Genomic DNA, 22,702 nt, shown 5'->3' with positions numbered 1-22,702 from the left:
TTGTATAACTTTATTACGAAAAGCAAAAGTAAGAATTATTGCTAAGAAATAATATAATTTTTAAAGGGTATAATCCAGCCCCTTTTAAAATTTCTTATCTTTAAGAATCAAAATATTAAATCATGCTCAAAAACTACTTTGTTATTTTTTTCTCTTTGTTCTTTTATAGTTCCACTTTTGCCCAAGAGAATATATTGTGTCCTACTCTAGAATTAATAGTCTTTTTTGATGATCTTGACAATATTCCTACGGCTTCAGAAAATGGCGATGGCACTTTTACCTTAACGTTTACACAACCTTATATTACCGACATTTTCTCTAATTACACCATCTATAATTTTGTAAAAACATATCCAGGAAACTCTTCTAATGCTTTAAGAACTTTCACCATATTTCATAATTCAAATAATCTAAATGATGATCTTTTAACGGATGTCCCTGAGAGTATTTTAAGAATTATATATTCAGAAAATTATGTTTCTAGTTTACCAACAAATACACCCATTGACACTAATATTATAACTGCACTTGAGGGTAAAACATTTGACCTGATTAAATATGTAAACACCTCTGACATTGATATTTGCACTTATACCTACGATTGTCCTTTAATAGATGTTCCAGAAGATTTCGAACTGCAAGTCTCCTTTAATTATGATATGAGTAGTGATATTATTTATGCAGTAAGCAATAATCCATCTAGTTGTGGCAACACATTTTCTATTGGCTTAAAAGGTGGTTATCCTGGAAGCAGTTATCCGCTTAATAATACTTTAAACCTATGGGAAGTAACAGATTGGACTGCTACTCCATCAGAATATACGCAACCTTGTTATCAAGTCGAAAACACCTTATTTTCAATTTTAGGTATTTCTTGTGATAATTTTTATAATTATGATAATATAAGGGTAGAAATAGACTCAGAAACTAACAATATAAGATTTAGTAGAGTTAATGCTTTTTTTGGTTATGATGCTATTGAATTTACAGAAGCGAATCTGATTTCGGTTGAAGAACACAAATTAGCCCAAATTAAAATCTTCGAAAAAGAAGGCAATCCGTATTTACAAGTTTCGAAATTAGACAACAAACAATACCAAGTAGAGTTAATTTCAATTTCTGGTCAAGTTATAAAAAAACAGAAATTTTTTGTAAATAATACTTTGAAAATTGACGCTTTATCCTCTGGCTTGTACTTTTTAAATATCACTTCTACTGATACAAATGCAACAAGAGTCATCAAATTTGTAAAAAGATAACTTGATCTAAATATGTTTTTAAAAAAATATTCATAAAATTAAAAATTTATTATGCATGCATAGTAAATATTTTGAATAAAATAAGTAACTTCGTAGCCTCATTTCTGTTGGCTGTATTCAGTGCGTTATTTTCTGCCTGATGTTTTTATTATTCCAACTGAAAAAAACAATATTATAAACATATAAATTATTCAAAAAATGAAAATATTAGTATGTATTAGTCATGTACCTGATACGACTTCAAAAATTAATTTTACTGAAGGAGATACCAAATTTGACACTACAGGAGTGCAATTTGTAATCAACCCGAATGATGAATTTGGTTTAACTCGTGCCATGTGGTTTAAAGAAAAACAAGGAGCAAGTGTCGATGTTGTAAATGTGGGTGGTCCAGAAACTGAACCAACTTTACGTAAAGCTTTAGCCATTGGTGCAGATGGAGCTATTAGAGTTAATACAGCAGCAACAGATGGTTTTGCTGTAGCACAACAATTAGCAAAAGTAGTTCAAGATGGTGGTTACGATTTAGTGATTGCTGGTCGTGAATCTATTGATTATAATGGAGGCATGGTTCCAGGCATGTTAGCTGGTTTATTAAATGCCAATTATGTTACTAACTGTATTAGTTTAGAAGTAGATGGAACAAATGCCAAAGCAGTAAGAGAAATTGATGGTGGAAAAGAAACTGTTTCTACATCTCTACCACTAGTTATAGGTGGACAAAAAGGTTTGGTTGAAGAAAGTGATTTACGTATTCCAAACATGAGAGGAATTATGATGGCTCGCCAAAAACCATTAAAAGTGGTTGAACCTGTAGACGCAAATACAGAGACAGCATCTGTGAAATTTGAAAAACCTGCACCAAAAGGCGCTATCAAGTTAATTGATCCAGATAATGTAGAAGAATTAGTAAACTTACTTCATAACGAAGCTAAGGTGATTTAGCAATAGACTAAATCATCCCAAACTAGATTTGGGGTATTTTTCAAGCTTACAAAAATATTAATGAGATCCTGAATTAAGTTCAGGATGACAAAACAAAAAATTATGTCAGTTTTAGTATATACAGAATCCGATAAAGGAACCTTTAAAAAAACAGCTTTAGAAGTTGCTTCCTATGCAAAAACCGTTGCAGATCAAATGGGAACTACTGTTACAGCCATTACTTTTAATGCAGACGACACATCCGTTTTAGGAAATTATGGTGTGGACAAGGTTTTAAAAGTAAACAACTCACAATTAGAAACTTTTAATGCCAGTGGTTATGCTAGTGCTATTGCAGATGCTGCTAAAAATGAAGGCACCAAAGTTATTGTTGTAAGCTCAAGTGCAGACAGCAAATATTTAGCACCTCTTTTAGCTATCAAACTAGATGCAGGTTATGCATCGAACGTGGTTGAAGCTCCTTCAAGCACATCACCATTTACAGTAAAACGTACAGCTTTTACCAATAAAGCTTTTAATATGACAGCTATCAATACAGATGTCAAGATTGTAGGAGTCTCAAAAAACGCTTTTGGAGTAAAGGAAAACTCTGGGAGTGCCACAGCTGAAGATTTTTCGCCTGCCATTCCAGAATTAGGTGTTAAAGTAGAATCTGTCGATAAAGTTACTGGACAAGTAACGATAGCAGATGCCGAAATTGTTGTATCAGGTGGACGTGGTCTAAAAGGCCCTGAAAACTGGGGAATGATTGAAGAACTAGCAGATGTCTTAGGTGCAGCAACAGCTTGCTCTAAACCTGTGAGTGATTTAGGTTGGAGACCACATAGCGAACACGTTGGACAAACAGGAAAACCAGTAGCTGCAAACTTATATATTGCCATAGGTATTTCTGGAGCTATTCAGCATCTTGCTGGAATAAATTCTAGTAAAGTTAAAGTCGTTATCAATACAGACCCAGAAGCACCTTTCTTTAAAGCTGCAGATTATGGAATTGTTGGAGACGCTTTTGAAGTGGTTCCAAAATTAATCGAAAAATTAAAGGAATTTAAAGCACAACAATAACTATTTTTTTTTAAATTGTGTTTTACAAAAGGGCTGTTTAAATTAGTGTATTATCCTAAATCTGTTTCATTCGGTTTGGTAAAGTCCTAATTTAAACAGTTCTTTGTTTTTTAAAATCATATGAGTTTAGTACGACTAAATATAAAAGGAATTTCTTACAGTCAAACCCAAAATGGTGCTTATGCACTCATTTTAAACGAAGTAGATGGCGACCGGAAATTACCTATTGTTATTGGAGCTTTCGAAGCACAATCTATAGCTATCGCTCTTGAAAAAGAGATTAGACCTCCAAGACCTCTAACTCACGATTTATTTAAAAATTTTGCCGACCGTTTCGATATTGTTGTAAAACAAGTCATTATTCACAAATTAGTAGATGGCGTATTTTATTCAAGCTTAATTTGCGAAAGAGATAAAATTGAAGAAATAATAGACGCCAGAACTAGCGATGCTATTGCTTTAGCACTTCGTTTTAACGCTCCTATTTTTACATATAAAAACATCTTAGACAAAGCCGGAATTTATTTGAAAGTAAATCCGAAAGATGAAGACGAAAGTCAAGAAGATAGTATTTTGGTGGACGATTTTATAGCAGAAGAATTAGAATCTGCATCTGTAAAAGATATTTATTCAACCAGAACTCTAGACGAATTGCACACCCTTCTAGATGAAGCTGTAGCTAATGAAGATTACGAAAAAGCAGCAAAAATTCGTGATGAAATTTCTAAGCGATAACTAACCCAACTTTACAAATGAAACAATTTTTACTAGCATTTATAGCTATTTTTTTAGGAATTACTTCAACCTTACAATCTCAAGAACTAGAAAAAAAATGGCAACTTGAAAACATTCAAGATCAAGCTGGTAACCAATTAAAAGTTAATAAAAATACCGACGACTTAGAGCTTTATCAAGGTGTTTTTAAATTTTCGGTAAGCAAAGATTCGCTCCATGCATCTGGCGATTATATTCACCAAAATAATCTCTTGGTTTTTTACTATAACAAACCTTTTGATTCTGTAAAAAGATACCGAATTAACGAACTTACAGATTCCACATTAGTGGTTAAAGAAAATGAGAATACATATTATTTTTCAAGTGCTAAAACATCGTTAAATGAAGCCATAACAATTAGTACAGATAGCCCTATAAAACCTAGTGAAGGCTTCTCTTTCAATAGTCTTTGGAGAGGGCTTTTAGGGATGGTTTCATTAATATTTATCGCTTTTTTATTCAGTTCAAACAAAAAAGCCATTAACTGGAAAACGGTTGGAATTGGTTTAATTTTTCAATTAATAATAGCTATTGGCGTTTTAAAAGTTCCATTTATTCAAAGTGCTTTCGAATCTGTTGGACAAGTTTTTATCAGTATTTTAGATTTCACCAGAGCAGGAAGTAAATTTCTATTTGAAGGCTTAGTGGTAGATATGGACACCTTTGGGTTTATATTTGCTTTTCAAGTTTTACCTACCATAATATTCTTTTCAGCGCTAACGTCTGTATTATTTTACATGGGCATCATACAAAGAGTTGTAAAACTAATGGCTATGCTCCTAACCAAACTCTTAAAAATATCTGGAGCAGAAAGTTTAAGCGTCGCTGGAAATATCTTTTTAGGACAAACGGAAGCGCCTCTTTTAATAAAAGCGTATTTAGAAAAAATGACTAAAAGTGAAATGCTACTAGTCATGATTGGAGGCATGGCAACCGTTGCTGGAGCTGTTCTAGCAGCCTATATTGGGTTTTTAGGTGGTGACGACCCCGCATTGAGACTGATTTATGCTAAACATTTATTAGCGGCTTCTGTCATGGCTGCACCAGGCGCCATTGTCATTTCAAAAATATTATATCCTCAAACTGAAGAAATTAATTCTGAAGTAGAAGTGTCTTCTGAAAAAATAGGATCTAACATACTAGACGCTATTGCCAACGGAACGACCGAAGGCTTAAGATTGGCTGTAAATGTTGGAGCCATGCTTTTAGTTTTTGTAGCATTTATTGCCATGATAAATGGTATTCTAGGTTGGATTGGCGATTTTTCTACCATCAACACCTGGATGGCTGCAAACACACCTTATCCTGCCCTTTCATTAGAAGCTCTATTAGGAACTATTTTTGCGCCATTAATGTGGCTTATTGGTGTTGCAAATGAAGACATCATGATGATGGGACAATTGTTAGGCATTAAACTTGTAGCTAGTGAATTTGTTGGATATATCCAATTGGCCGATTTAAAAAATGTCGCTAATGAGGTACATTTAAATTATAATAAATCCATCATAATGGCAACTTACATGCTTTGTGGTTTTGCCAACTTTGCTTCTATTGGAATACAAATTGGTGGTATTGGGTCTTTAGCTCCCGGACAACGTAAAGTGTTGTCAGAATTTGGAATGAAAGCTTTAATTGGTGGAACCATAGCTTCTTTAATTTCAGCAACTATTGCTGGAATGATTATCGGCTAATGAGGAATCACCACAGATAAATTTACACTATTTGTACGCAAAATAATTAGTTAATAACTTTTAATATAAATAAGAGCTTCAATTTATTAGAGTTGAAGCTTTTTTTTATTTTAGCTTTTAGCGTCATGCTGAATTTATTTCAGCATCTTTTGTATAATTAAAAAGAAATTTTCGCTTTCGCGAAAAATAAACATGAAACAATATTTAGATTTAGTTAGCCACGTTTTAGAGAACGGAAATGAAAAAGGAGATAGAACAGGTACAGGAACTAAAAGTGTTTTTGGCTATCAAATGCGTTTTGATTTAAGCAAAGGTTTCCCCATGGTTACCACCAAAAAACTTCATTTAAAATCTATTGTTTACGAATTACTTTGGTTTTTAAAAGGCGACACGAATATTAACTATTTAACGGAAAATGGCGTTCGAATCTGGAATGAATGGGCCGACGAGAATGGCGATTTAGGCCCTGTTTATGGACATCAATGGCGAAATTGGAATAGCGACGAGATTGACCAAATACAAGATATAATAGATACTTTAAAGAAAAATCCAAATAGCAGACGTATGTTGGTTTCTGCTTGGAATCCGTCGGTATTACCAGATACGTCAAAGAGTTTTAGCGAAAATGTTGCTAATGGCAAAGCAGCGCTTCCTCCTTGTCATGCGTTTTTTCAATTTTATGTTGCTGATGGTAAATTGTCTTGTCAACTCTACCAACGTAGTGCAGACATTTTTTTAGGCGTGCCTTTTAATATTGGTTCTTATGCCCTTTTCACCATGATGATGGCTCAAGTTTGTGGGTATGAAGCAGGAGAGTTTATCCATACCTTTGGAGATGCACATATTTATAACAACCACAAAGAACAGTTAAAATTACAACTTTCAAGAGACCCAAAACCCCTTCCAAAAATGCTAATTAACCCGGATGTTAAAGACATTTTCGATTTTAAATTTGAAGATTTCACGTTGGTAGACTACCATCCACATCCACATATTAAAGGCGTTGTTGCTGTTTAATTTAATCTCCTTTTTTTCTAATTATTAATTATCTACATGTAACTGTAATAAAATTCTTATCTTTAAGAATATCGACCAATTAATATGAAAATGGGCACATGTTCTTAGACCAAATAAATACCATTGTCCAAGAACACATTTCTGACGAAAAATTTGGAGTTAATGACTTAGCGTCTCAATTAGGGCTGAGTAACTCTCAAACGCTTCGTAAAGTAAAAGCAGCCACTGGTAAATCTGTCAATCAATATATTAGAGAATTTAGATTAGAAGAAGCTGCCAGATTAATTAAAAACACCGATGACACCATTGCCGAAATCTCATATAAAGTAGGCTTTAGAAGTCCTTCCTATTTCAACACGACATTTAGCAAGCATTTTGGTGTTGCTCCAGGCGAATATAAAACCCAACCTGATAAAACTATTGGTGCTCTAGATAAAGTTACACCAATTAAAGCGTATGGAATAAACTCAAAAAAACCAATTCTTTATACTTTAGTTGCTATTCTAGTAGCTATTTTCGGCTATTTTATTATTAATAAGTCATTTCCCAAAAACTCTTCTTTATCAAATTCTATTGCTGTTTTACCTTTTAAAGACTTGAGTCCAGAGAACAACCAATGGTTTTGCGATGGCGTTTCAGATAATATTTTACATTCTTTGGCACAAATGAACGATTTAACAGTCACCTCTTTTACCTCATCATCAACCTATAGAGGTTCTGACAAACAAATTCCTGAGATCGCTAAAGAATTAGGAGTCTCTTATATTTTAGAGGGTAGCGTGGTATTGCATGAAGGAAACATAAAAATCATTGCACAACTTATAGATTCAAATGACAAGCACGTTTGGTCCAAGGAGTATAATGAGAGTTTTAATGATATCATTTCTATTCAAAACAATGTGGCTCTAGAGGTGATGAAACAATTAAAAAATACCCTAAATCCTGAAGAAGAGACCATTTTAAAAAAGTATCCAACTGATAATATGGAAGCTTACTCCTTTTATTTAAAAGGGCTAAATATAAATGGCATTGAAAAAAAAGATTTTGAATTGAGAATAGAAATGAACAAAAAAGCAATTGTTTTAGATTCTAATTTTTCACAGGCCTTTTCAAATGTTGGTTATGCATATCATGCATTATCCCATCGCCATTTTGAAACTGTGGATATAGTTGATTTTAGAGAGAAGAGTCGCTATTATATAGACAAAGCGTTACAACTAGACACTAAAAACGATGTTGCTTGGCTAACTAAAGCAATGCTTTCTATGTATTCAGATTGGGATCAAACAAAAATTTATTTAGATGAAGCTATTTCTATAAATCCCAACAATCCCCGTACTCAAACTGGAATAGCAATTTATTTCGTCTTAGGCCCCTTAAATAACCGTGATTTAAAAAAAGCACTTAAAGCTTTAAGGATTGCCTATCAATTAGATCCTTTATCAGCAGTCGCAAGTCTAAATTTGTTAGAAGGCCTAATTAAAAACAAACTACTTGAAGAAGCCCAAACACATCTAGAAAAAGTTACGTTTTTAATAGATGAATACAAAATTCATCTCTATTTAAATGAAGTAACAGCTCTTAAAAATAAAGATTGGACCTCTGTGATCCCCATAAGTAAATCTAAAATTGAAGCACATCCGGAAAACGCTATTTACCACTTAGGTCTCGCACAGGATTATGATGAAATTCTAAATGACAAAATAAATGCCATCAAATATGCGAAACAAGCTTATGCCTTAGATTCAACTCTTGTAGCTCAATATGTAGATTTATTAATAAAATACGAGGAATTTAAAGAAGCTCATAGCCAAATGCAAACGAATACGTATAAATCGACTGTAAGTAAAAGAACCCTATTGAATCAATTATGGTTTTATAATTACAGCCAGAAAAATTATTCTGCAGCGCTAGAGGTTTTAAAAGATAGTCTATATACAAATCACTATTTAAGGCATACCTATACTTATGCACAAATGGGAAATAGAAAAAAAGTGGATAGTATGAATAAGGTGTATCCATGGGGAACTGGAGGGATAGCAGATTGGTATAGACATAAGGCAAATATACATGCAGCCCTAAAGGACAGAGATTCTATGTATTACTATTTAGAACAAATGCTAATTAATTATGAAATCTTAATGCTCAATAGCAATAAGGACGTTGACCCCTATAGAAACGAAGCGCGTTATAAAGCCTTTTTAAGAAAAAATTATTTACCTGTTCTTAATGATTAGTTTCTATTATTCTAACACTTAACCTCTTTTAAAATTATCATTATTTATTACTACTTCAAGCCAGCATTGACATACAAACGATGCCTATGCTCAAAAATTTAAACGTTTTGCTGAAAATATGAAAGGAATTGCCTGTTTTCTAGAAGGCTTAACCTAATGGTTTCTGTACTTTAATAATAGAAAAATTGACATCATGTCAACAGCTATTAATCTATTAAAACCAAGTATCATGAAAAAAATTACGATTACCGTAGTAGCTATTTTGCTAATAAGCTTAGCATCATTTGCTCAAAACATTCAAAAATCTATTGACGACCTTACATCTAAAACAGATGCAACAATTACATTAAACCAAACCTTTGGAATTGCAGAATTTGTGAAGTTTCCAAATAACGATCCATTAGAATTAGAAGGCAATTCTATTTACCAGAAAGCCATGACCTTTTTAGAAACGAACAAAGGCATTTTCAATTTAAAAACTGTTGAAAACGCTTTCATACTCGATACCATTAAAACCGACCAATATGGTTTTAAACATGTCACATTACTACAAACCCATCATGGTGTTCCCATCTACGATGGGAAACTGAAGTTTCATTTTAATGCAGATGAAAAATTGACTGCTATAAATGGCAACTATATTCCTAATATTAAAGTAAATCAAGTTCCTAGTTTAAGTATCGAACAAGCTTCTAACATCGCTATAGAAACAGTGAATAATCAAGATCTTAATTTTTCTGGAAAACCATTACAAATAAAAGAAAGTGCCCTTTACATATTTCAAAAAGGGTTGGTACAAGGTTATCGTGGTGCTAATTATTTAGTTTATAGAATGGAAGCAGCTAATGACACCGATGTGAGAGAGTTTGTTTTTGTAGATGCGCATACTGGAGACATCATTGAACAATTTACAGGAATCGCACATGCGCTTGATCGTGTTATATATGAAGGCAATACTTCAAATATTGTATGGCAAGAAGGTGATGCCTTTCCAGGACCATTAAGCATTTGGCAACAAAATGAGGTAGTGGTTACTGGGCATGTATATAATTTCTTTAATAATACTTTTGGACATGTATCTTACGATAATGCAGATGCACAAATGAGAGTAATAAATAACGACCCAACTATTAATTGCCCTAATGCTAATTGGAATGGAACTACCATTAACTTTTGTGATGGAACAGCTTCAGATGACATATTAGGCCATGAATGGGGACATGCTTATACTGAATACACATCTGGTTTAATTTATGCGTGGCAGTCTGGAGCTATCAACGAGTCGTATTCTGATATTTGGGGAGAAACCATTGATTTAATAAATAATTACGAAGATGATGGTGAAGATTTGTCCTTGAGAACAGGATGTAATAGTTCCGACCGTTGGATAAATGGAGAAGACACAGTGTGGAATGGCTTACGTGATTTGTGGGATCCAACTTGTAAAGGCGACCCAGGAAAAGTTACCGATACTCAGTATTGGTGCTCAACAGGAGATTTTGGTGGTGTGCATTTCAATTCAGGCGTACCTAATCATGCATATGCTCTATTGGTTGATGGTGGCACTTATAATGGTCAAACCATAACAGGTATTGGCCTTACTAAAGCGGCTCATATCTTTTGGAGAGCACAAAGTCAATATTTAACTGCAGCTAGCGATTTTGTGTCATTAGCCGATGCTTTAGAGGCAGCTTGTACCGATTTATTAGGCATCAATTTAGAAGGCTTATCTACAGAAAGTGCTACTGGACCATCAGGTGAAATTATTACCACAAACGATTGTATTCAAGTTGCCAATGTTATATTGGCTGTAGAATTAAGGACTGATCCAGGTTGTCCAGATGTTATACCAATTTTGCCTCCCTTAGAAAATGAATTATGTGAAGTTGCAACCAATAACCCTATCTTCTTTGAAGATTGGGAAGCTGGGATGGAAAACTGGACACTTGAACAAGTACCTTCAAATCCAGCAACTTGGGTTGCAAGAGACTGGCAAATATCTAATGGCCCTGAATATAATAGAGAGGGAAATATTGCTTTTGGCCCAGCTCCTAATATTTCACAAGAATGTATTTTAAATTTACAAAATGGCATTATTCGTTTAACAAGTCCTGAAATTACTATGCCAGATAATCCAGATGCTACTTTTGAAATGGCATTTAATCATTCAATCTTTATTGAATCAGAATGGGATGGTGCTAATTTAAAATATAGCCTCAATAGTGGTGCATGGACTTTATTACCCATAGGTGCCTTTATTGAGAATGGATATAATGATACTAGTTTATGGAATAGTGATAATCCCTTATCAGGGGAACCAGCTTTTACGGGTACTGATATAGGAACAAATGAATTCATTTGGGGCACTAGTATTATAGATTTAATGTCCTTAGGTGTTGTAGAAAACTCAACCGTTCAATTTAGATTTGAAATTGGAACAGATGCTTGTTTTGGCGATATTGGTTGGGTTCTTGACGAAGTTATGATTTACAATTGTGGCTTATTATCTACAGAAGAATTTACTTTAGAAAATACCATTAAAGTATATCCAAACCCTTCCAACGGGATTTTCACCTTGCAAAAAACAAATCGTTTAGATTTATTAAACGCAAATATTTACGATATTAATGGACGTATAATAAAGACCATCGATCTCAAAAACATGTCAGATAATAGAACCATAGATTTATCTGCGGTGGCTTCTGGCATGTATTTTATGAGCATTCGCACTAACAACTCAAAACATGTTGTGAAATTGGTTAAAAAATAATAAGTATTACAATTTTTATTAAATTTAAAAGTGCTTTCAATTAAAGAAAGCACTTTTTTTGTTTGCTTAATAAAAATCACATTAGTAGCTTGCAGACATACTTGTTTTAGATGTTGGCAGATTTTAATCAACAAAATGAATGAGTTGTAATTATTTAATTAAAAACCCCAGTCATGAAACAGTACCTACTATTATTTTTTCTTGCAACTAGCATATTAACTTTTGCTCAAGAAAATACCATAGAATTAAAAGTTAATGACAAAAATGAAATTACAGAACCTGTCCCATTCAATATCATTGAACAAGTTCCCGTTTACAAAGGTTGCGACGAAAACATGGGAAGTCAAGCTTTAATGGCGTGTTTTGGTGAAAAAGTGAGTGCATTAATCAGTAAAAATTTTGATTCAACTATTGCTAATAATTTAGGTTTACCAGACCAAAGCAATATAAATATTCAAGTAACCTTCAATATAAACCAAGAAGGTCAAGTAGTAGATATAGTAGCAAAAACCGAATATCCTGAACTTGAAGCAGAAGCTATTCGTGTGGTGAATTTAATACCAAATCTAAAACCAGGTTATTTTAAAGACGAACCTGTAATCGTTCCTTATTCTTTACCAATTAAATTTCAAGTAAGCAACCCGAAACCAGCAAAAGGCGAAAAATTTCCAGTCTATAGAAGTTGTGATGAAACATTAAGTTTCGAAGCTCAAAAAGAATGTACCACAAATAAAATAAAGGACTATATAAAAGTAAGTATCAATTACGATTTAGCCGACAAACTTTTTCCTTTGGATAAATCCACACAATTTTTAGTAAATTTCACAATAAACAAAAAAGGAAAAACAGAAAATATTACGGCTAAAGCCCACAAAAAAGAGATGGCAGCTGAAGCCATTAATGTCCTTAGAAGGATGCCGAAATTAAAAGAGCCAGGTTATAAATACGGCAAACCTGTTGATACTAAAATGGAAATTTTAATGACCATCTATTTCTAAGTGTATCAAGAAAAGTACTAAATTTACATAAACTATTCAAATGATGTTTGGAAAGAAAAAAGAGACGCCACAAATAGATAAAGAGCAGTTAGAATTAATTAAAACAGCTCAAAAACGCATCAAGCAGAAAAGAAGCTTATACATTCATTTTGTCCTGTTTTTAATTGGCTCCGTTGCCATGATTGTTGCCAGTCTTGTTTTTGATGTGGGCGTCATGGTTAATTTATTTGGCATTAACTGGTTCGTGTATGCCATACTTATCTGGTTTTTAATTTTACTATACCATGCATTCAGTGTCTATTTTACGAATAAATTTTTAGGCGACGCTTGGGAACAAGAACAGCTTACAAAATTAGTTGCACTTCAAAAAGAACGAATCGCTAAATTACAGCAACAAGTCGAAAAAAATAATCCTCTTCCCACTGAAAAAAAAATACCGTTACCAAGTTCTAAAAAATCTGAAGTAACCTTAATAGTTGCTGCTGGAGAAAATGATGAAATTGGAAAAGACAACCAATTAATTTGGCATTTAAGTGATGACCTTAAACGTTTCAAAGCACTTACCAATGGACATCATATTATTATGGGGAGAAAAACTTTTGAGAGTTTTCCAAAACCTCTACCAAACAGAACACATATCGTAATTTCTAGGCAAGCAAATTACCAAGTTCCTTCTGGTGTCATCGTGGTTAATAATCTGGAAGATGCTTTCGATGCTGCCAAATCAGACAAACAACCTTTTGTAATTGGTGGTGGCGAAATCTATAAACAAGCCATGGCTTATGCTAATAAAATAGAGCTTACTAGAGTTCATGAAACGTTTGATGCAGACACCTTTTTTCCTAAAATTGATACAGCGATTTGGAAAGAAGTTAACAATACTAATCATCCTAAAGATGAAAAACACCAACATGCTTTTTCGTTTTTAACTTACATAAGAGGGTAAATTTCATTTATAAACAACCAAAAAGTGAAACTAAAACGAAAAAGGCAATTAGTTACTTACCTCAATCTTTTAGATCAACCCATTCAATTTAATCCTTTTGTGTTTAGCAGAAAGTTTTTATTATGGGCATTATTAGGTTTGTTTGGTGGACTAATAGCAGGATTATATTGGATAACCTTAGAGTTTATAACACATCAACTAGGTTATTTTCAAGGCTGGTTAGTTATTCCAACTATGGCTATTTGTGGTTTATTTGCTGGGTTAATAATTCACTTTATTGGAGATCCAGGAGAAATTCAATTAATTGTAAACAACATTCGTTTTAATAAAGGGAAATTAGACCCTAAAAACAATCCATCCATGCTATTATCCTCTTTACTTTGTATTGGTTCAGGAGGAAGTTTAGGTCCAGAAGCACCATTGGTTCAAGTAATAGGTTCTTCAGGAACTTGGTTAGGGAAACTGTTTAGATTGAAAGGTGAAGATTTACGCTCTATGAGTATTGCTGGTATGGCATCTGGTTTTACGGCAATGTTTGGTGCACCATTAGGAGGAAGTTTATTTGCTTTAGAAATTTTACATCATGAGCATGCTGTTGAATATTACAAAGCTATTATGCCAGCATTTGTTGCCAGCTGTTTTAGCTATGTCATTTTCGCACTAATAACACAATTAGATCTTGGTGCACTTTGGATTTTACCAAGCTATGAAATGCTAGATAAATTTGATTTTTTATATGCTGTGTTTTTTGCAATAATAGCAACTTGTTTTGGTTGGTTTTTTATTTTTTGCACCAAATTTTTTAAAAACCTTTTTAAAAAGTTACATGTTCCAATTTATATAAAAACGTTCATTGGAGGAGTTTTACTTGGAGTAATCGTGTTTTATGTACCAATTACTAGATACTTTAGTCATTACGAACTGTCCACGCTTTTATCTAGCGAGTTCTCAATCCAAATGTTAATTGCTATCTTATTTTTAAAAATAATAGCCATTTCTATTACTGTTACTTCAGGATGGCGAGGCGGATTTATAATTCCATTATTTTTTACAGGTGCTACCTTAGGATTAATAATTCATCATTTTATTCCTTCCATAAATTTATCACTTACCATTGTAAGTTGTATGGCTGCAATAAATGCCTGTGTTACCCGAACGCCAATGAGCACCACCATCTTGCTGGCAACCCTAACTGGATTTTCATATTTTATCCCTATACTGTTTGCGAGTTTAACAGGGTATTTTTTAGCACCAAAAATTCCTTTTATTTCGGCACAGTTGAAGAGTGAGAAAAAAATGATTTAGTGATTGTTTAGTTAAGGTTTCACAGAGATTAATATTGATGTATTCCAAATTAAAGCAATTACAACTAAACAACTTAGAAGAACGTAACAAGCATCTCCTATTTTTTCCTAATTTTGCCACATGATAAAAGACCTTCAGTTACGCATAAGTTTAAAAGAAGAAGAAATTCCAAATATTCTTTTAATTAAATCTGCTGAAAACTTAGGCATGTCCAGAGATCAAATTTCTGGTATCAAAGTACTTCGAAAGTCTATCGACGCTCGTAAACCTAAAATAATTTTAAACTATAAAGTTGCTGTTTACATAAACGAACCCGTTCCAGAAACTTCTGAATACACTTTCGATTATAAAGATGTTTCTAAGGCCAAAGCCATTCATATTATAGGTTTTGGTCCAGCAGGTATGTATGCAGCATTGCGTTGTATTGAATTAGGCTTCAAACCAATAGTTTTGGAACGTGGTAAAAATGTTCAAGATAGACGTCGCGATTTAAAAGCCATTAATCAAGACCACTTTGTAAACGAAGACTCTAACTATTGCTTTGGTGAAGGTGGTGCAGGAACCTATAGCGATGGAAAACTATACACACGAAGTTTAAAACGTGGTGATGTTCGAAGGATTTTTGAAAATCTAGTATTTCACGGAGCCACAGACCAAATTTTGGTAGATGCTCATCCGCATATTGGTACTAATAAACTCCCAAAAGTGGTGACAAATATTCGTGAAACCATTTTAAAATATGGTGGCGAAGTTCATTTTGAAGCTCGTGTAACCGATTTTAAAATAAAGAATCATAAAATACAAGCCATTCATTTATTGAATGGTGAAGAATTGCCTGCCAATCGTGTCATCCTAGCAACAGGACATTCGGCAAGAGATATTTTTTACATGTTGCATAAAAAGAAAATAGCTTTAGAAGCGAAATCTTTTGCCATGGGAGTACGTGTGGAACACCCACAACATATTATCGATTCTATTCAATATCATTGTTCTGGACAAAGAGACGAACTACTTCCTGCTGCTTCTTATAGTTTGGTACAACAAATAAATAATAGAGGTGTCTATTCCTTTTGCATGTGTCCTGGAGGCTTTATTGTACCAGCTGCTACAGACAATGGTGAGGTCGTTGTAAACGGAATGTCTCCATCCAGACGAAATAACCAATTTGCAAATTCAGGAATAGTCGTTGAGTTAAATGTGGAGAGAGATTTTCCTAAATACGAACACTTTGGTGTACTAAAAGGCTTAGAGTATCAAAAAGATTTAGAGCGTTTGGCATTTACAGCTGGAGGAAGAACTCAAGCTGCTCCAGCACAACGTTTAACTGACTTTGTAGAAGGTAGGTTATCAGTAGATTTAAATCCAACATCTTACCAACCAGGATTAAAATCGGCACCATTGCATTCACTTTTACCAAAACTTATTGGAGGAAATTTACGTCAAGGCTTTAAAGCTTTTGGCAATAAAATGAAAGGCTATTATACTGATGAAGCCAATATTGTTGGTGTTGAAAGTAGAACCTCATCTCCAGTAAGTATTCCTAGAAATGAACAACTAGAGCATCCAGAAATTGAAGGTTTATTTCCTTGTGGTGAAGGTGGTGGCTATGCTGGTGGTATTGTTTCAGCAGCTATGGACGGCGAACGGTGTGCTGAGGCTGCAATTGTTGGGTTATAATAAATAGAACCAAGATCGCTACGCTTTTAGAACCAAGAACAAAGACCTATTTTTAATCCTTTAAAAATTTTTCAATCATTAATTTAGTATCCTCTGAATACCGTTAACTGAGACTGAAAACTAATAATAAATTCCTATTTTTGCAGCAATTAAAACTAGAAACATATGAATGCATATATATTCCCTGGACAAGGAGCACAATTTTCAGGAATGGGCTTAGACCTATATGAAGGCTCGACTTTAGCACAAGAATTATTTGAACAGGCCAATGATATTTTAGGCTTTTCAATAACAGATGTCATGTTTCAAGGATCTGCAGAAGATCTAAAAGAAACAAAAGTGACACAGCCTGCCATCTTTCTACACTCAGTTATTTTAGCTAAAATTTTAGGAGACAGTTTTAAACCAGACATGGTAGCAGGGCATTCACTTGGTGAGTTTTCTGCCTTAGTTGCAAATGGCACATTAACCTTTGAAGATGGTTTAAAATTAGTTTCTCAACGAGCTATTGCCATGCAAAAAGCTTGCGAATTACAACCAAGCACTATGGCTGCCGTTTTAGGTTTAGACGATGATATTGTTGAAAAAATATGTGCAACTACTGAAGGTATTGTTGTTCCTGCAAATTATAACTGTCCTGGGCAACTTGTTATTTCAGGTGAAGTGGATGCCATAGATAGAGCTTGCGTAAGTTTAAAAGAAGAAGGAGCTAGACGTGCTTTAGTATTACCAGTTGGTGGTGCTTTTCACTCCCCTTTAATGGAACCTGCACGTGAAGAATTGGCTGCAGCTATTGAGAATACATTTTTCAATAAACCTAATTGCCCTATTTACCAAAACGTGACTGCCGCTGCCGTTCATGATGCGGTTGAAATAAAGACCAACTTGATTTCACAATTAACAGCTCCTGTAAAATGGACGCAATCTGTACAACAAATGATTACTGATGGTGCTACGTTATTTACTGAAGTGGGACCCGGAAATGTGTTACAAGGTTTGGTAAAGAAAATTAATAGAGAAGCCCAAACAGCATCTGCTGCATATACAAAAGAAGCTTAATGAAAATATCACGCAACACTTTTATTGTTCTTCTTATAGTCCTTAATATTGCTTTAGATCAAATTACAAAAATATTGACGCGACTTTATGTAGCACCAGGAAGCGAAACACCTATCATTGGAGATTTTTTCACTTTGCATAATGTGGAGAACTCTGGAGCTTTTCTTGGAATGGGAAGCGATTTAAATCCCACATTAAGACTCATTTTCCTATTAATTCTACCAATTCTTGTTTTAGGCTATGTAACCGTTCATATTATTAAAAACAAAGAGCTAGACAGATTATCTTTAATAGGTTTCTGCTGCATTATTGGTGGAGGAGTTGCTAATGTTTACGACAGGATAGTCTATGGATCTGTTACAGATTTTTTCCATATTGATTTAGGCGGAGTCTTTAGAACTGGTATTTTTAATCTAGCCGACATGTCGGTTATGCTGGGACTTGGACTACTTTTGTTTGCAGGTTTCAAAAACCAAAAAGAAACAAAAAACGCATAAAAAAAAGCCTCTTAAAAAGAGGCTTATATTTTTTATCTTGTTAATTTGCATGCTTCACAATCTTTAACTTCACCATAGTAAGTTTCTCGATATTTGTGAATTGTTTTAATTGGAATACTTAAAAAAGCTTTCTTAATATAAGTCACTTTTGTAAGTAGCTCTCCCATTTTAGGTGTGTACCTTTTCTCTTCTTTTGTTTCTCTTTGTACTGTAATCAATTTCATGTTTTCCGTTATCATTTAGGGTACAAATTTACAAAAATCCATACGAAACACCAAAGAACCAATACTAAAACCTTGTTAATCAATATATTATTTTGGATTCTTCAACAGATAGGACATATCATTAACAGATTGTCAGCATCTAGGCCTTTTGTATGAATATTCTTAAATTTTAGAGTTTTGAAAGTTTTTGTTCCCATTTCCATGCAGAACGCATAGCATCATCAAGTGATAATTTGGCTTTCCAACCAAGTTCCTCATTTGCTTTTTTTGTATCTGCATATACTGAAATTACATCTCCTGATCTTCTTTCAGAAAACTTAAAGTTTAGTTTTTCACCAGAAACTCGTTCAAAAGAATGAATCACTTCCAAAACAGAACTCCCTGTTCCTGTCCCTAAATTAAATACTTCAAAAGTTTCTTTGTTTTTATTAGCTAATAATCTCTCTAAAGCTACTACATGTGCTTTGGCAAGATCTACCACATGAATATAATCTCTAATACAAGTCCCATCCGAAGTTGGATAATCGTTACCAAAAACTGAAAGCTGATGTCTTTTCCCAATGGCCGTTTGTGTAATAAATGGCACTAAATTTTGTGGTATCCCAAGTGGTAATTCGCCAATATGATAAGATTCATGAGCTCCAATAGGATTGAAATATCTTAATGACACAACATTAAAATTCGGATTAATATGGGAAACATCTTTTAAAATCTCTTCTCCTATTTGCTTAGTATTTCCATAAGGCGATAATGCTGATTTTATAGGGGCTTGTTCAGTTATTGGCAATTTATCAGGCTCTCCGTATACAGTACAAGATGAACTGAAAATAAAATTACTTCTATTTAAATTGCTATATTCTTGAAGTAAATAAACTAGAGAATTAATATTGTTTTCATAATAAAACAAGGGTTCGCTAACGCTTTCTCCAACTGCCTTACTTGCAGCAAAATGAATAACACCTTGAATATTATTGTGTTCTTTAAAGAAATTTTGAACTAGATTTTTATCCTTTAAATCTAACTTTACAAATTCAGGCTTTTTACCTGTAATTGCAGTAATACCATCTATAACTTCTAAAGAAGAATTAGATAAATTATCAATAATTACGACTTCAAAACCTTTACCCTGAAGCTCGACAACTGTGTGAGACCCAATAAAACCTAAACCTCCAGTAACTAAAATTTTAGCCATTTATAAATTGAATGATTTTTTCTGAAATAAATGAGATTTGTTCGTTATCTAATTCTGTATGCATTGGCAAAGAAATAACATCTTTTACTAACTGATTTGTGATTACAAAATCTGTTTCGTTATAGCGTGAGTCTTGATATGCTTTTTGCTTGTGAAGTGGGATTGGATAATAAACACCACATGGAATATTGTTTTCATTTAAAAACTTAACAAGTCCATCCCTATCAACACCATTTAACTTAAGTGTATATTGGTGATACACATGGTTGTCTGTTGTCCCATACTCATAAGGTGTTGTTATTTTTTCTATATTCTTAAAAGCTTCGTTATATTTATTGGCTGCTTCTCTCCTAGCTTGATTATAACTATCTAAAAATTTTAATTTAACATCTAAAACGGCCGCTTGAATAGAATCCAGTCTCGAATTGACACCAACCACATCATGATGATAACGTTCGTACATACCGTGATTTACAATACCTCTAATCATATGAGCCAAATCATCATCGTTAGTAAAAATAGCACCACCATCTCCATAACAACCTAAGTTTTTAGAAGGAAAGAAAGAAGTTGAAGCCACATGACCTATAGTTCCTGCTTTTGCTTTTTCACCATTTTTAAAGGTATAAGTAGCGCCAATTGCCTGGGCATTATCTTCAATAACATATAAATTATGCTCTTTGGCAAGTTCCATAATCGCTTCCATGTTGGCACATTGACCAAATAAATGAACAGGAACAATAGCCTTCGTTTTTGGTGTTATGGCTTTTTTAATGGCTGCAACATCTATGTTAAAATCGTCTGGATTTACGTCCACCAAAACAGGTGTTAATTGCAATAGAGCAATCACTTCAACAGTTGCTGCGAAGGTAAAGTCTGCAGTAATAACCTCATCTCCTGGCTTTAAACCCAATCCCATCATAGCTATTTGCAAAGCATCTGTACCATTAGCACATGGAATAACATGTTTAACACCTAAGTAGTTTTCAAGATTTTTTTGAAACTCATGAACCTTTGGTCCATTAATAAAAGATGTGTTCTCAATAACTTCCTGAATGGCAGGGTTAACAGCATCTTTGATACCTTTATACTGACCTTTAAGGTCAACCATTTGAATTTTTTTCATACTGTACGAAATTACGAAATTAGTAAACGTTAACCAATGAAATTTTATCAAAGAAGTGTATTTTAGCAGGAAAGATTTAAAATTGCAGCTAATTTATAATATAGGCATTTTCATAACCCAAATAGCGTTGAGAATTATTTCTATTTTCAACCATAAAATAAAACTTGGCGTTAAAGGAAGACAGGAAACTTTCAAAATCTTAACAAAAAGAATTTCAGAAACAGATAAAACCTTTTGGTTTCATTGTGCGTCTTTAGGCGAATATGAACAAGGACTACCAGTTTTTAAGGAATTACGAAAAAACCATCCAAACCACAAGATTGTTTTAACCTTCTTTTCACCCTCTGGTTATGAAATTAGAAAAAACACAGACATTGCTGATGTAGTTGTCTATCTTCCAATTGATACAAAATCTAATGCAAAAAGATTTTTAAATGTAGTACACCCAGAATTAACCATATTTGTAAAGTATGATGTTTGGCCAAATATTTTAATAGAATTAAAAAAAAGACAGCTTAAAGCGATATTGATTTCAGCTTTGTTTAGAGGTAATCAAATATACTTCAAGTCATATAGCGGTTTTATGAAACAAGCCTTGTTTGCTTTTGAACATATTTTTACTCAAGATGTAGATTCAAAAACCTTATTAGAGAGTATTGACTATAATCATGTTACTGTGTCTGGAGACACGAGGTTCGATCGTGTTTATAATCAATTAGAACAAGACAACTCATTAGATTTTATTAAACAGTTTAAAGACAACAAACTTTGCGTAGTAGCGGGAAGCACATGGCCGGAAGATGAAGTATATTTAATAAAATACATAAATGCTATTGAAACAGAACACGTAAAATTCATCATTGCACCACACAATATAAAAAAAGCTCAAATACTGAAGCTTAAACAGGCTATTACTAAAAAAACAGTGCTCTTTTCTGAAAAAAACGAAAGCACTCTTTCTACTTGTCAAGTGCTCATTTTAGATACCATTGGACTTCTCTCTAAAGTTTATAGCTATGCAGATATAGCTTATGTAGGTGGAGCAGTAGGTAAAACTGGTTTACACAACACTCTAGAACCAGCCATTTTTGGAATTCCTATTATAATAGGCAAACACTTTACCAATTTTCCTGAAGCAAAAACTATGATTAAGAATCATGGAATGGTTTCTGTTAGTACTCAAAACCAGCTCAACCAACATCTTGATAATCTGATTCATAACAAAAACATTAGAATTGAAAATGGTAAGCAAAATTTAAATTACATAAAAAATAACCGAGGAGCAATAATCCAAATCATGTCTTACATACGTATATAAGAAGATTAATTTGTGAAGATTAATAAATAATGTTAAAAAATGTTAATAAACTTATACAATGTTTGGCATAAAGTTATTAAATTCGTGAATTATTTTATAACACTAAAACTTTAAACTAATGAAAAAATTATTATTAAGTACTGTATTATTATTATGCTTAAGTTTAACTTTCACTTCTTGTAGAGACACTAAGAATGCTGAAACTGCTGAAGACGCAATGGAAAATGCTGCTGACGCAATGGAAGATGCTGCTGATGCAACTGAAGAAGCTGCTGATGACGCAATGGATGCTGTTGAAGAAACTGCTGAAGATGCTGGTGACGCTATTGACGAAGCTACTGATGCTGCTGGCGATGCTATCAACGATGCTACTGATGCTGCTGGTAATGCTGTAGACAAAGCTGTTGATGCAACTGAGAAAGCTGCTAATGATGCTGCTGATGCAACTAAAAAAGCTGCTAACGATGCTGCTAACGCAGTAAAAGGAGGTAACTAATATTACATACTTCAAGAAAATTAATAAAGACCCTCAATAACTTGAGGGTCTTTTTTTGTTTATTTTTGTCCTTAACACATTAAATTCTTTCTTTTTCTTTTGCAGTTCT

19 protein-coding genes are annotated in these 22,702 nt (G+C 33.5%); 16 read left to right on the top strand and 3 right to left on the bottom strand.

The window, feature by feature from the left end; translation table 11 throughout:
• The first annotated feature begins 122 nt into the window (after positions 1 to 122).
• The 14 genes from ACI5KZ_RS11690 to lspA all read left to right on the top strand — a co-directional run bounded on the left by ACI5KZ_RS11690 (position 123) and on the right by lspA (position 18,237).
• The gene (locus tag ACI5KZ_RS11690; RefSeq protein WP_406847713.1) at positions 123 to 1,259 is read left to right on the top strand and encodes a T9SS type A sorting domain-containing protein; all 1,137 of its coding nucleotides are present in this window, start codon (positions 123 to 125) and stop codon (positions 1,257 to 1,259) included.
• A 198-nt stretch (positions 1,260 to 1,457) separates the two neighbouring features.
• Positions 1,458 to 2,204: an electron transfer flavoprotein subunit beta/FixA family protein gene (locus tag ACI5KZ_RS11685; RefSeq protein ID WP_109309752.1), complete on the top strand. Its 747-nt coding sequence runs from the start codon at positions 1,458 to 1,460 to the stop codon at positions 2,202 to 2,204.
• A gap of 102 nt (positions 2,205 to 2,306) precedes the next feature.
• The gene (locus tag ACI5KZ_RS11680; RefSeq protein ID WP_109309854.1) at positions 2,307 to 3,266 is read left to right on the top strand and encodes an electron transfer flavoprotein subunit alpha/FixB family protein; all 960 of its coding nucleotides are present in this window, start codon (positions 2,307 to 2,309) and stop codon (positions 3,264 to 3,266) included.
• A 120-nt stretch (positions 3,267 to 3,386) separates the two neighbouring features.
• Positions 3,387 to 4,001 carry a bifunctional nuclease family protein gene (locus ACI5KZ_RS11675; protein WP_109309753.1) on the top strand — a complete coding sequence of 205 codons (615 nt, stop codon included), beginning with the start codon at positions 3,387 to 3,389 and terminating at the stop codon, positions 3,999 to 4,001.
• Between the two features lie 17 nt (positions 4,002 to 4,018).
• Positions 4,019 to 5,731 carry a NupC/NupG family nucleoside CNT transporter gene (locus ACI5KZ_RS11670; protein ID WP_109309754.1) on the top strand — a complete coding sequence of 571 codons (1,713 nt, stop codon included), beginning with the start codon at positions 4,019 to 4,021 and terminating at the stop codon, positions 5,729 to 5,731.
• A 192-nt stretch (positions 5,732 to 5,923) separates the two neighbouring features.
• Positions 5,924 to 6,748, top strand: coding sequence for a thymidylate synthase (locus ACI5KZ_RS11665; protein ID WP_406847712.1), 825 nt, complete (start codon positions 5,924 to 5,926; stop codon positions 6,746 to 6,748).
• A gap of 98 nt (positions 6,749 to 6,846) precedes the next feature.
• Positions 6,847 to 8,985 (top strand): helix-turn-helix domain-containing protein, encoded by a 2,139-nt coding sequence (locus ACI5KZ_RS11660; protein WP_406847711.1) that lies wholly within the window; start codon positions 6,847 to 6,849, stop codon positions 8,983 to 8,985.
• Positions 8,986 to 9,214: 229 nt separating this feature from the next.
• A complete protein-coding gene (locus ACI5KZ_RS11655) occupies positions 9,215 to 11,755 on the top strand; it encodes a M4 family metallopeptidase (protein ID WP_406847710.1) in 2,541 nt (846 codons plus the stop codon).
• Between the two features lie 173 nt (positions 11,756 to 11,928).
• Entirely contained in the window at positions 11,929 to 12,753 is an 825-nt protein-coding gene (locus ACI5KZ_RS11650; RefSeq protein ID WP_406847709.1) for an energy transducer TonB, read from the top strand.
• Positions 12,754 to 12,796: 43 nt separating this feature from the next.
• On the top strand, positions 12,797 to 13,699 hold the full coding sequence (locus tag ACI5KZ_RS11645; protein WP_109309758.1) for a dihydrofolate reductase: 903 nt from the start codon (positions 12,797 to 12,799) through the stop codon (positions 13,697 to 13,699).
• Between the two features lie 24 nt (positions 13,700 to 13,723).
• Positions 13,724 to 15,004: a chloride channel protein gene (locus ACI5KZ_RS11640; RefSeq protein ID WP_109309759.1), complete on the top strand. Its 1,281-nt coding sequence runs from the start codon at positions 13,724 to 13,726 to the stop codon at positions 15,002 to 15,004.
• Between the two features lie 120 nt (positions 15,005 to 15,124).
• Entirely contained in the window at positions 15,125 to 16,681 is a 1,557-nt protein-coding gene (locus ACI5KZ_RS11635; RefSeq protein ID WP_406847708.1) for an NAD(P)/FAD-dependent oxidoreductase, read from the top strand.
• 165 nt (positions 16,682 to 16,846) lie between these two features.
• Positions 16,847 to 17,740, top strand: a complete 894-nt coding sequence (fabD, locus tag ACI5KZ_RS11630; RefSeq protein WP_109309761.1) for an ACP S-malonyltransferase — start codon at positions 16,847 to 16,849, stop codon at positions 17,738 to 17,740.
• Complete coding sequence (gene lspA, locus ACI5KZ_RS11625) at positions 17,740 to 18,237, top strand: signal peptidase II (protein WP_406847707.1); 498 nt, start codon at positions 17,740 to 17,742, stop codon at positions 18,235 to 18,237. Before fabD ends, lspA begins: the two co-directional genes overlap by 1 nt.
• A gap of 32 nt (positions 18,238 to 18,269) precedes the next feature.
• On the opposite strand, the gene ACI5KZ_RS11620 is transcribed toward lspA, so the two are convergent.
• The 3 genes from ACI5KZ_RS11620 to ACI5KZ_RS11610 all read right to left on the bottom strand — a co-directional run bounded on the left by ACI5KZ_RS11620 (position 18,270) and on the right by ACI5KZ_RS11610 (position 20,779).
• Complete coding sequence (locus ACI5KZ_RS11620) at positions 18,270 to 18,461, bottom strand: hypothetical protein (protein WP_109309855.1); 192 nt, start codon at positions 18,459 to 18,461, stop codon at positions 18,270 to 18,272.
• A gap of 169 nt (positions 18,462 to 18,630) precedes the next feature.
• Positions 18,631 to 19,653, bottom strand: a complete 1,023-nt coding sequence (gene galE / locus ACI5KZ_RS11615) for a UDP-glucose 4-epimerase GalE (RefSeq protein ID WP_406847706.1) — start codon at positions 19,651 to 19,653, stop codon at positions 18,631 to 18,633.
• Positions 19,646 to 20,779 (bottom strand): DegT/DnrJ/EryC1/StrS aminotransferase family protein, encoded by a 1,134-nt coding sequence (locus ACI5KZ_RS11610; protein WP_109309764.1) that lies wholly within the window; start codon positions 20,777 to 20,779, stop codon positions 19,646 to 19,648. Before ACI5KZ_RS11610 ends, galE begins: the two co-directional genes overlap by 8 nt.
• A 127-nt stretch (positions 20,780 to 20,906) precedes the next feature.
• On the opposite strand from ACI5KZ_RS11610, the gene ACI5KZ_RS11605 reads away from it, so the two are divergent.
• Together ACI5KZ_RS11605 and ACI5KZ_RS11600 are read left to right on the top strand one after the other, a co-directional pair.
• A complete protein-coding gene (locus tag ACI5KZ_RS11605; RefSeq protein ID WP_406847705.1) occupies positions 20,907 to 22,097 on the top strand; it encodes a 3-deoxy-D-manno-octulosonic acid transferase in 1,191 nt (396 codons plus the stop codon).
• A 118-nt stretch (positions 22,098 to 22,215) separates the two neighbouring features.
• Positions 22,216 to 22,593 (top strand): hypothetical protein, encoded by a 378-nt coding sequence (locus tag ACI5KZ_RS11600; protein ID WP_109309766.1) that lies wholly within the window; start codon positions 22,216 to 22,218, stop codon positions 22,591 to 22,593.
• Positions 22,594 to 22,702: the final 109 nt, after the last annotated feature.

Origin of the sequence: Xanthomarina sp. GH4-25, assembly GCF_045363175.1 — a bacterium.
In the GTDB taxonomy this organism is placed as follows: domain Bacteria; phylum Bacteroidota; class Bacteroidia; order Flavobacteriales; family Flavobacteriaceae; genus Xanthomarina.
This window is presented reverse-complemented; position numbering and strand designations above follow the sequence as displayed.

What these genes read in the sequence shown, in the direction of transcription:
- ACI5KZ_RS11690 (WP_406847713.1), top strand. Translation starts at nt 123, where the DNA reads ATGCTCAAAAACTACTTTGTTATTTTTTTCTCTTTGTTCTTTTATAGT.
- ACI5KZ_RS11685 (WP_109309752.1), top strand. Translation starts at nt 1,458, where the DNA reads ATGAAAATATTAGTATGTATTAGTCATGTACCTGATACGACTTCAAAA.
- ACI5KZ_RS11680 (WP_109309854.1), top strand. Translation starts at nt 2,307, where the DNA reads ATGTCAGTTTTAGTATATACAGAATCCGATAAAGGAACCTTTAAAAAA.
- ACI5KZ_RS11675 (WP_109309753.1), top strand. Translation starts at nt 3,387, where the DNA reads ATGAGTTTAGTACGACTAAATATAAAAGGAATTTCTTACAGTCAAACC.
- ACI5KZ_RS11670 (WP_109309754.1), top strand. Translation starts at nt 4,019, where the DNA reads ATGAAACAATTTTTACTAGCATTTATAGCTATTTTTTTAGGAATTACT.
- ACI5KZ_RS11665 (WP_406847712.1), top strand. Translation starts at nt 5,924, where the DNA reads ATGAAACAATATTTAGATTTAGTTAGCCACGTTTTAGAGAACGGAAAT.
- ACI5KZ_RS11660 (WP_406847711.1), top strand. Translation starts at nt 6,847, where the DNA reads ATGTTCTTAGACCAAATAAATACCATTGTCCAAGAACACATTTCTGAC.
- ACI5KZ_RS11655 (WP_406847710.1), top strand. Translation starts at nt 9,215, where the DNA reads ATGAAAAAAATTACGATTACCGTAGTAGCTATTTTGCTAATAAGCTTA.
- ACI5KZ_RS11650 (WP_406847709.1), top strand. Translation starts at nt 11,929, where the DNA reads ATGAAACAGTACCTACTATTATTTTTTCTTGCAACTAGCATATTAACT.
- ACI5KZ_RS11645 (WP_109309758.1), top strand. Translation starts at nt 12,797, where the DNA reads ATGTTTGGAAAGAAAAAAGAGACGCCACAAATAGATAAAGAGCAGTTA.
- ACI5KZ_RS11635 (WP_406847708.1), top strand. Translation starts at nt 15,125, where the DNA reads ATGATAAAAGACCTTCAGTTACGCATAAGTTTAAAAGAAGAAGAAATT.
- fabD (WP_109309761.1), top strand. Translation starts at nt 16,847, where the DNA reads ATGAATGCATATATATTCCCTGGACAAGGAGCACAATTTTCAGGAATG.
- lspA (WP_406847707.1), top strand. Translation starts at nt 17,740, where the DNA reads ATGAAAATATCACGCAACACTTTTATTGTTCTTCTTATAGTCCTTAAT.
- ACI5KZ_RS11620 (WP_109309855.1), bottom strand. Translation starts at nt 18,461, where the DNA reads ATGAAATTGATTACAGTACAAAGAGAAACAAAAGAAGAGAAAAGGTAC.
- galE (WP_406847706.1), bottom strand. Translation starts at nt 19,653, where the DNA reads ATGGCTAAAATTTTAGTTACTGGAGGTTTAGGTTTTATTGGGTCTCAC.
- ACI5KZ_RS11610 (WP_109309764.1), bottom strand. Translation starts at nt 20,779, where the DNA reads ATGAAAAAAATTCAAATGGTTGACCTTAAAGGTCAGTATAAAGGTATC.
- ACI5KZ_RS11600 (WP_109309766.1), top strand. Translation starts at nt 22,216, where the DNA reads ATGAAAAAATTATTATTAAGTACTGTATTATTATTATGCTTAAGTTTA.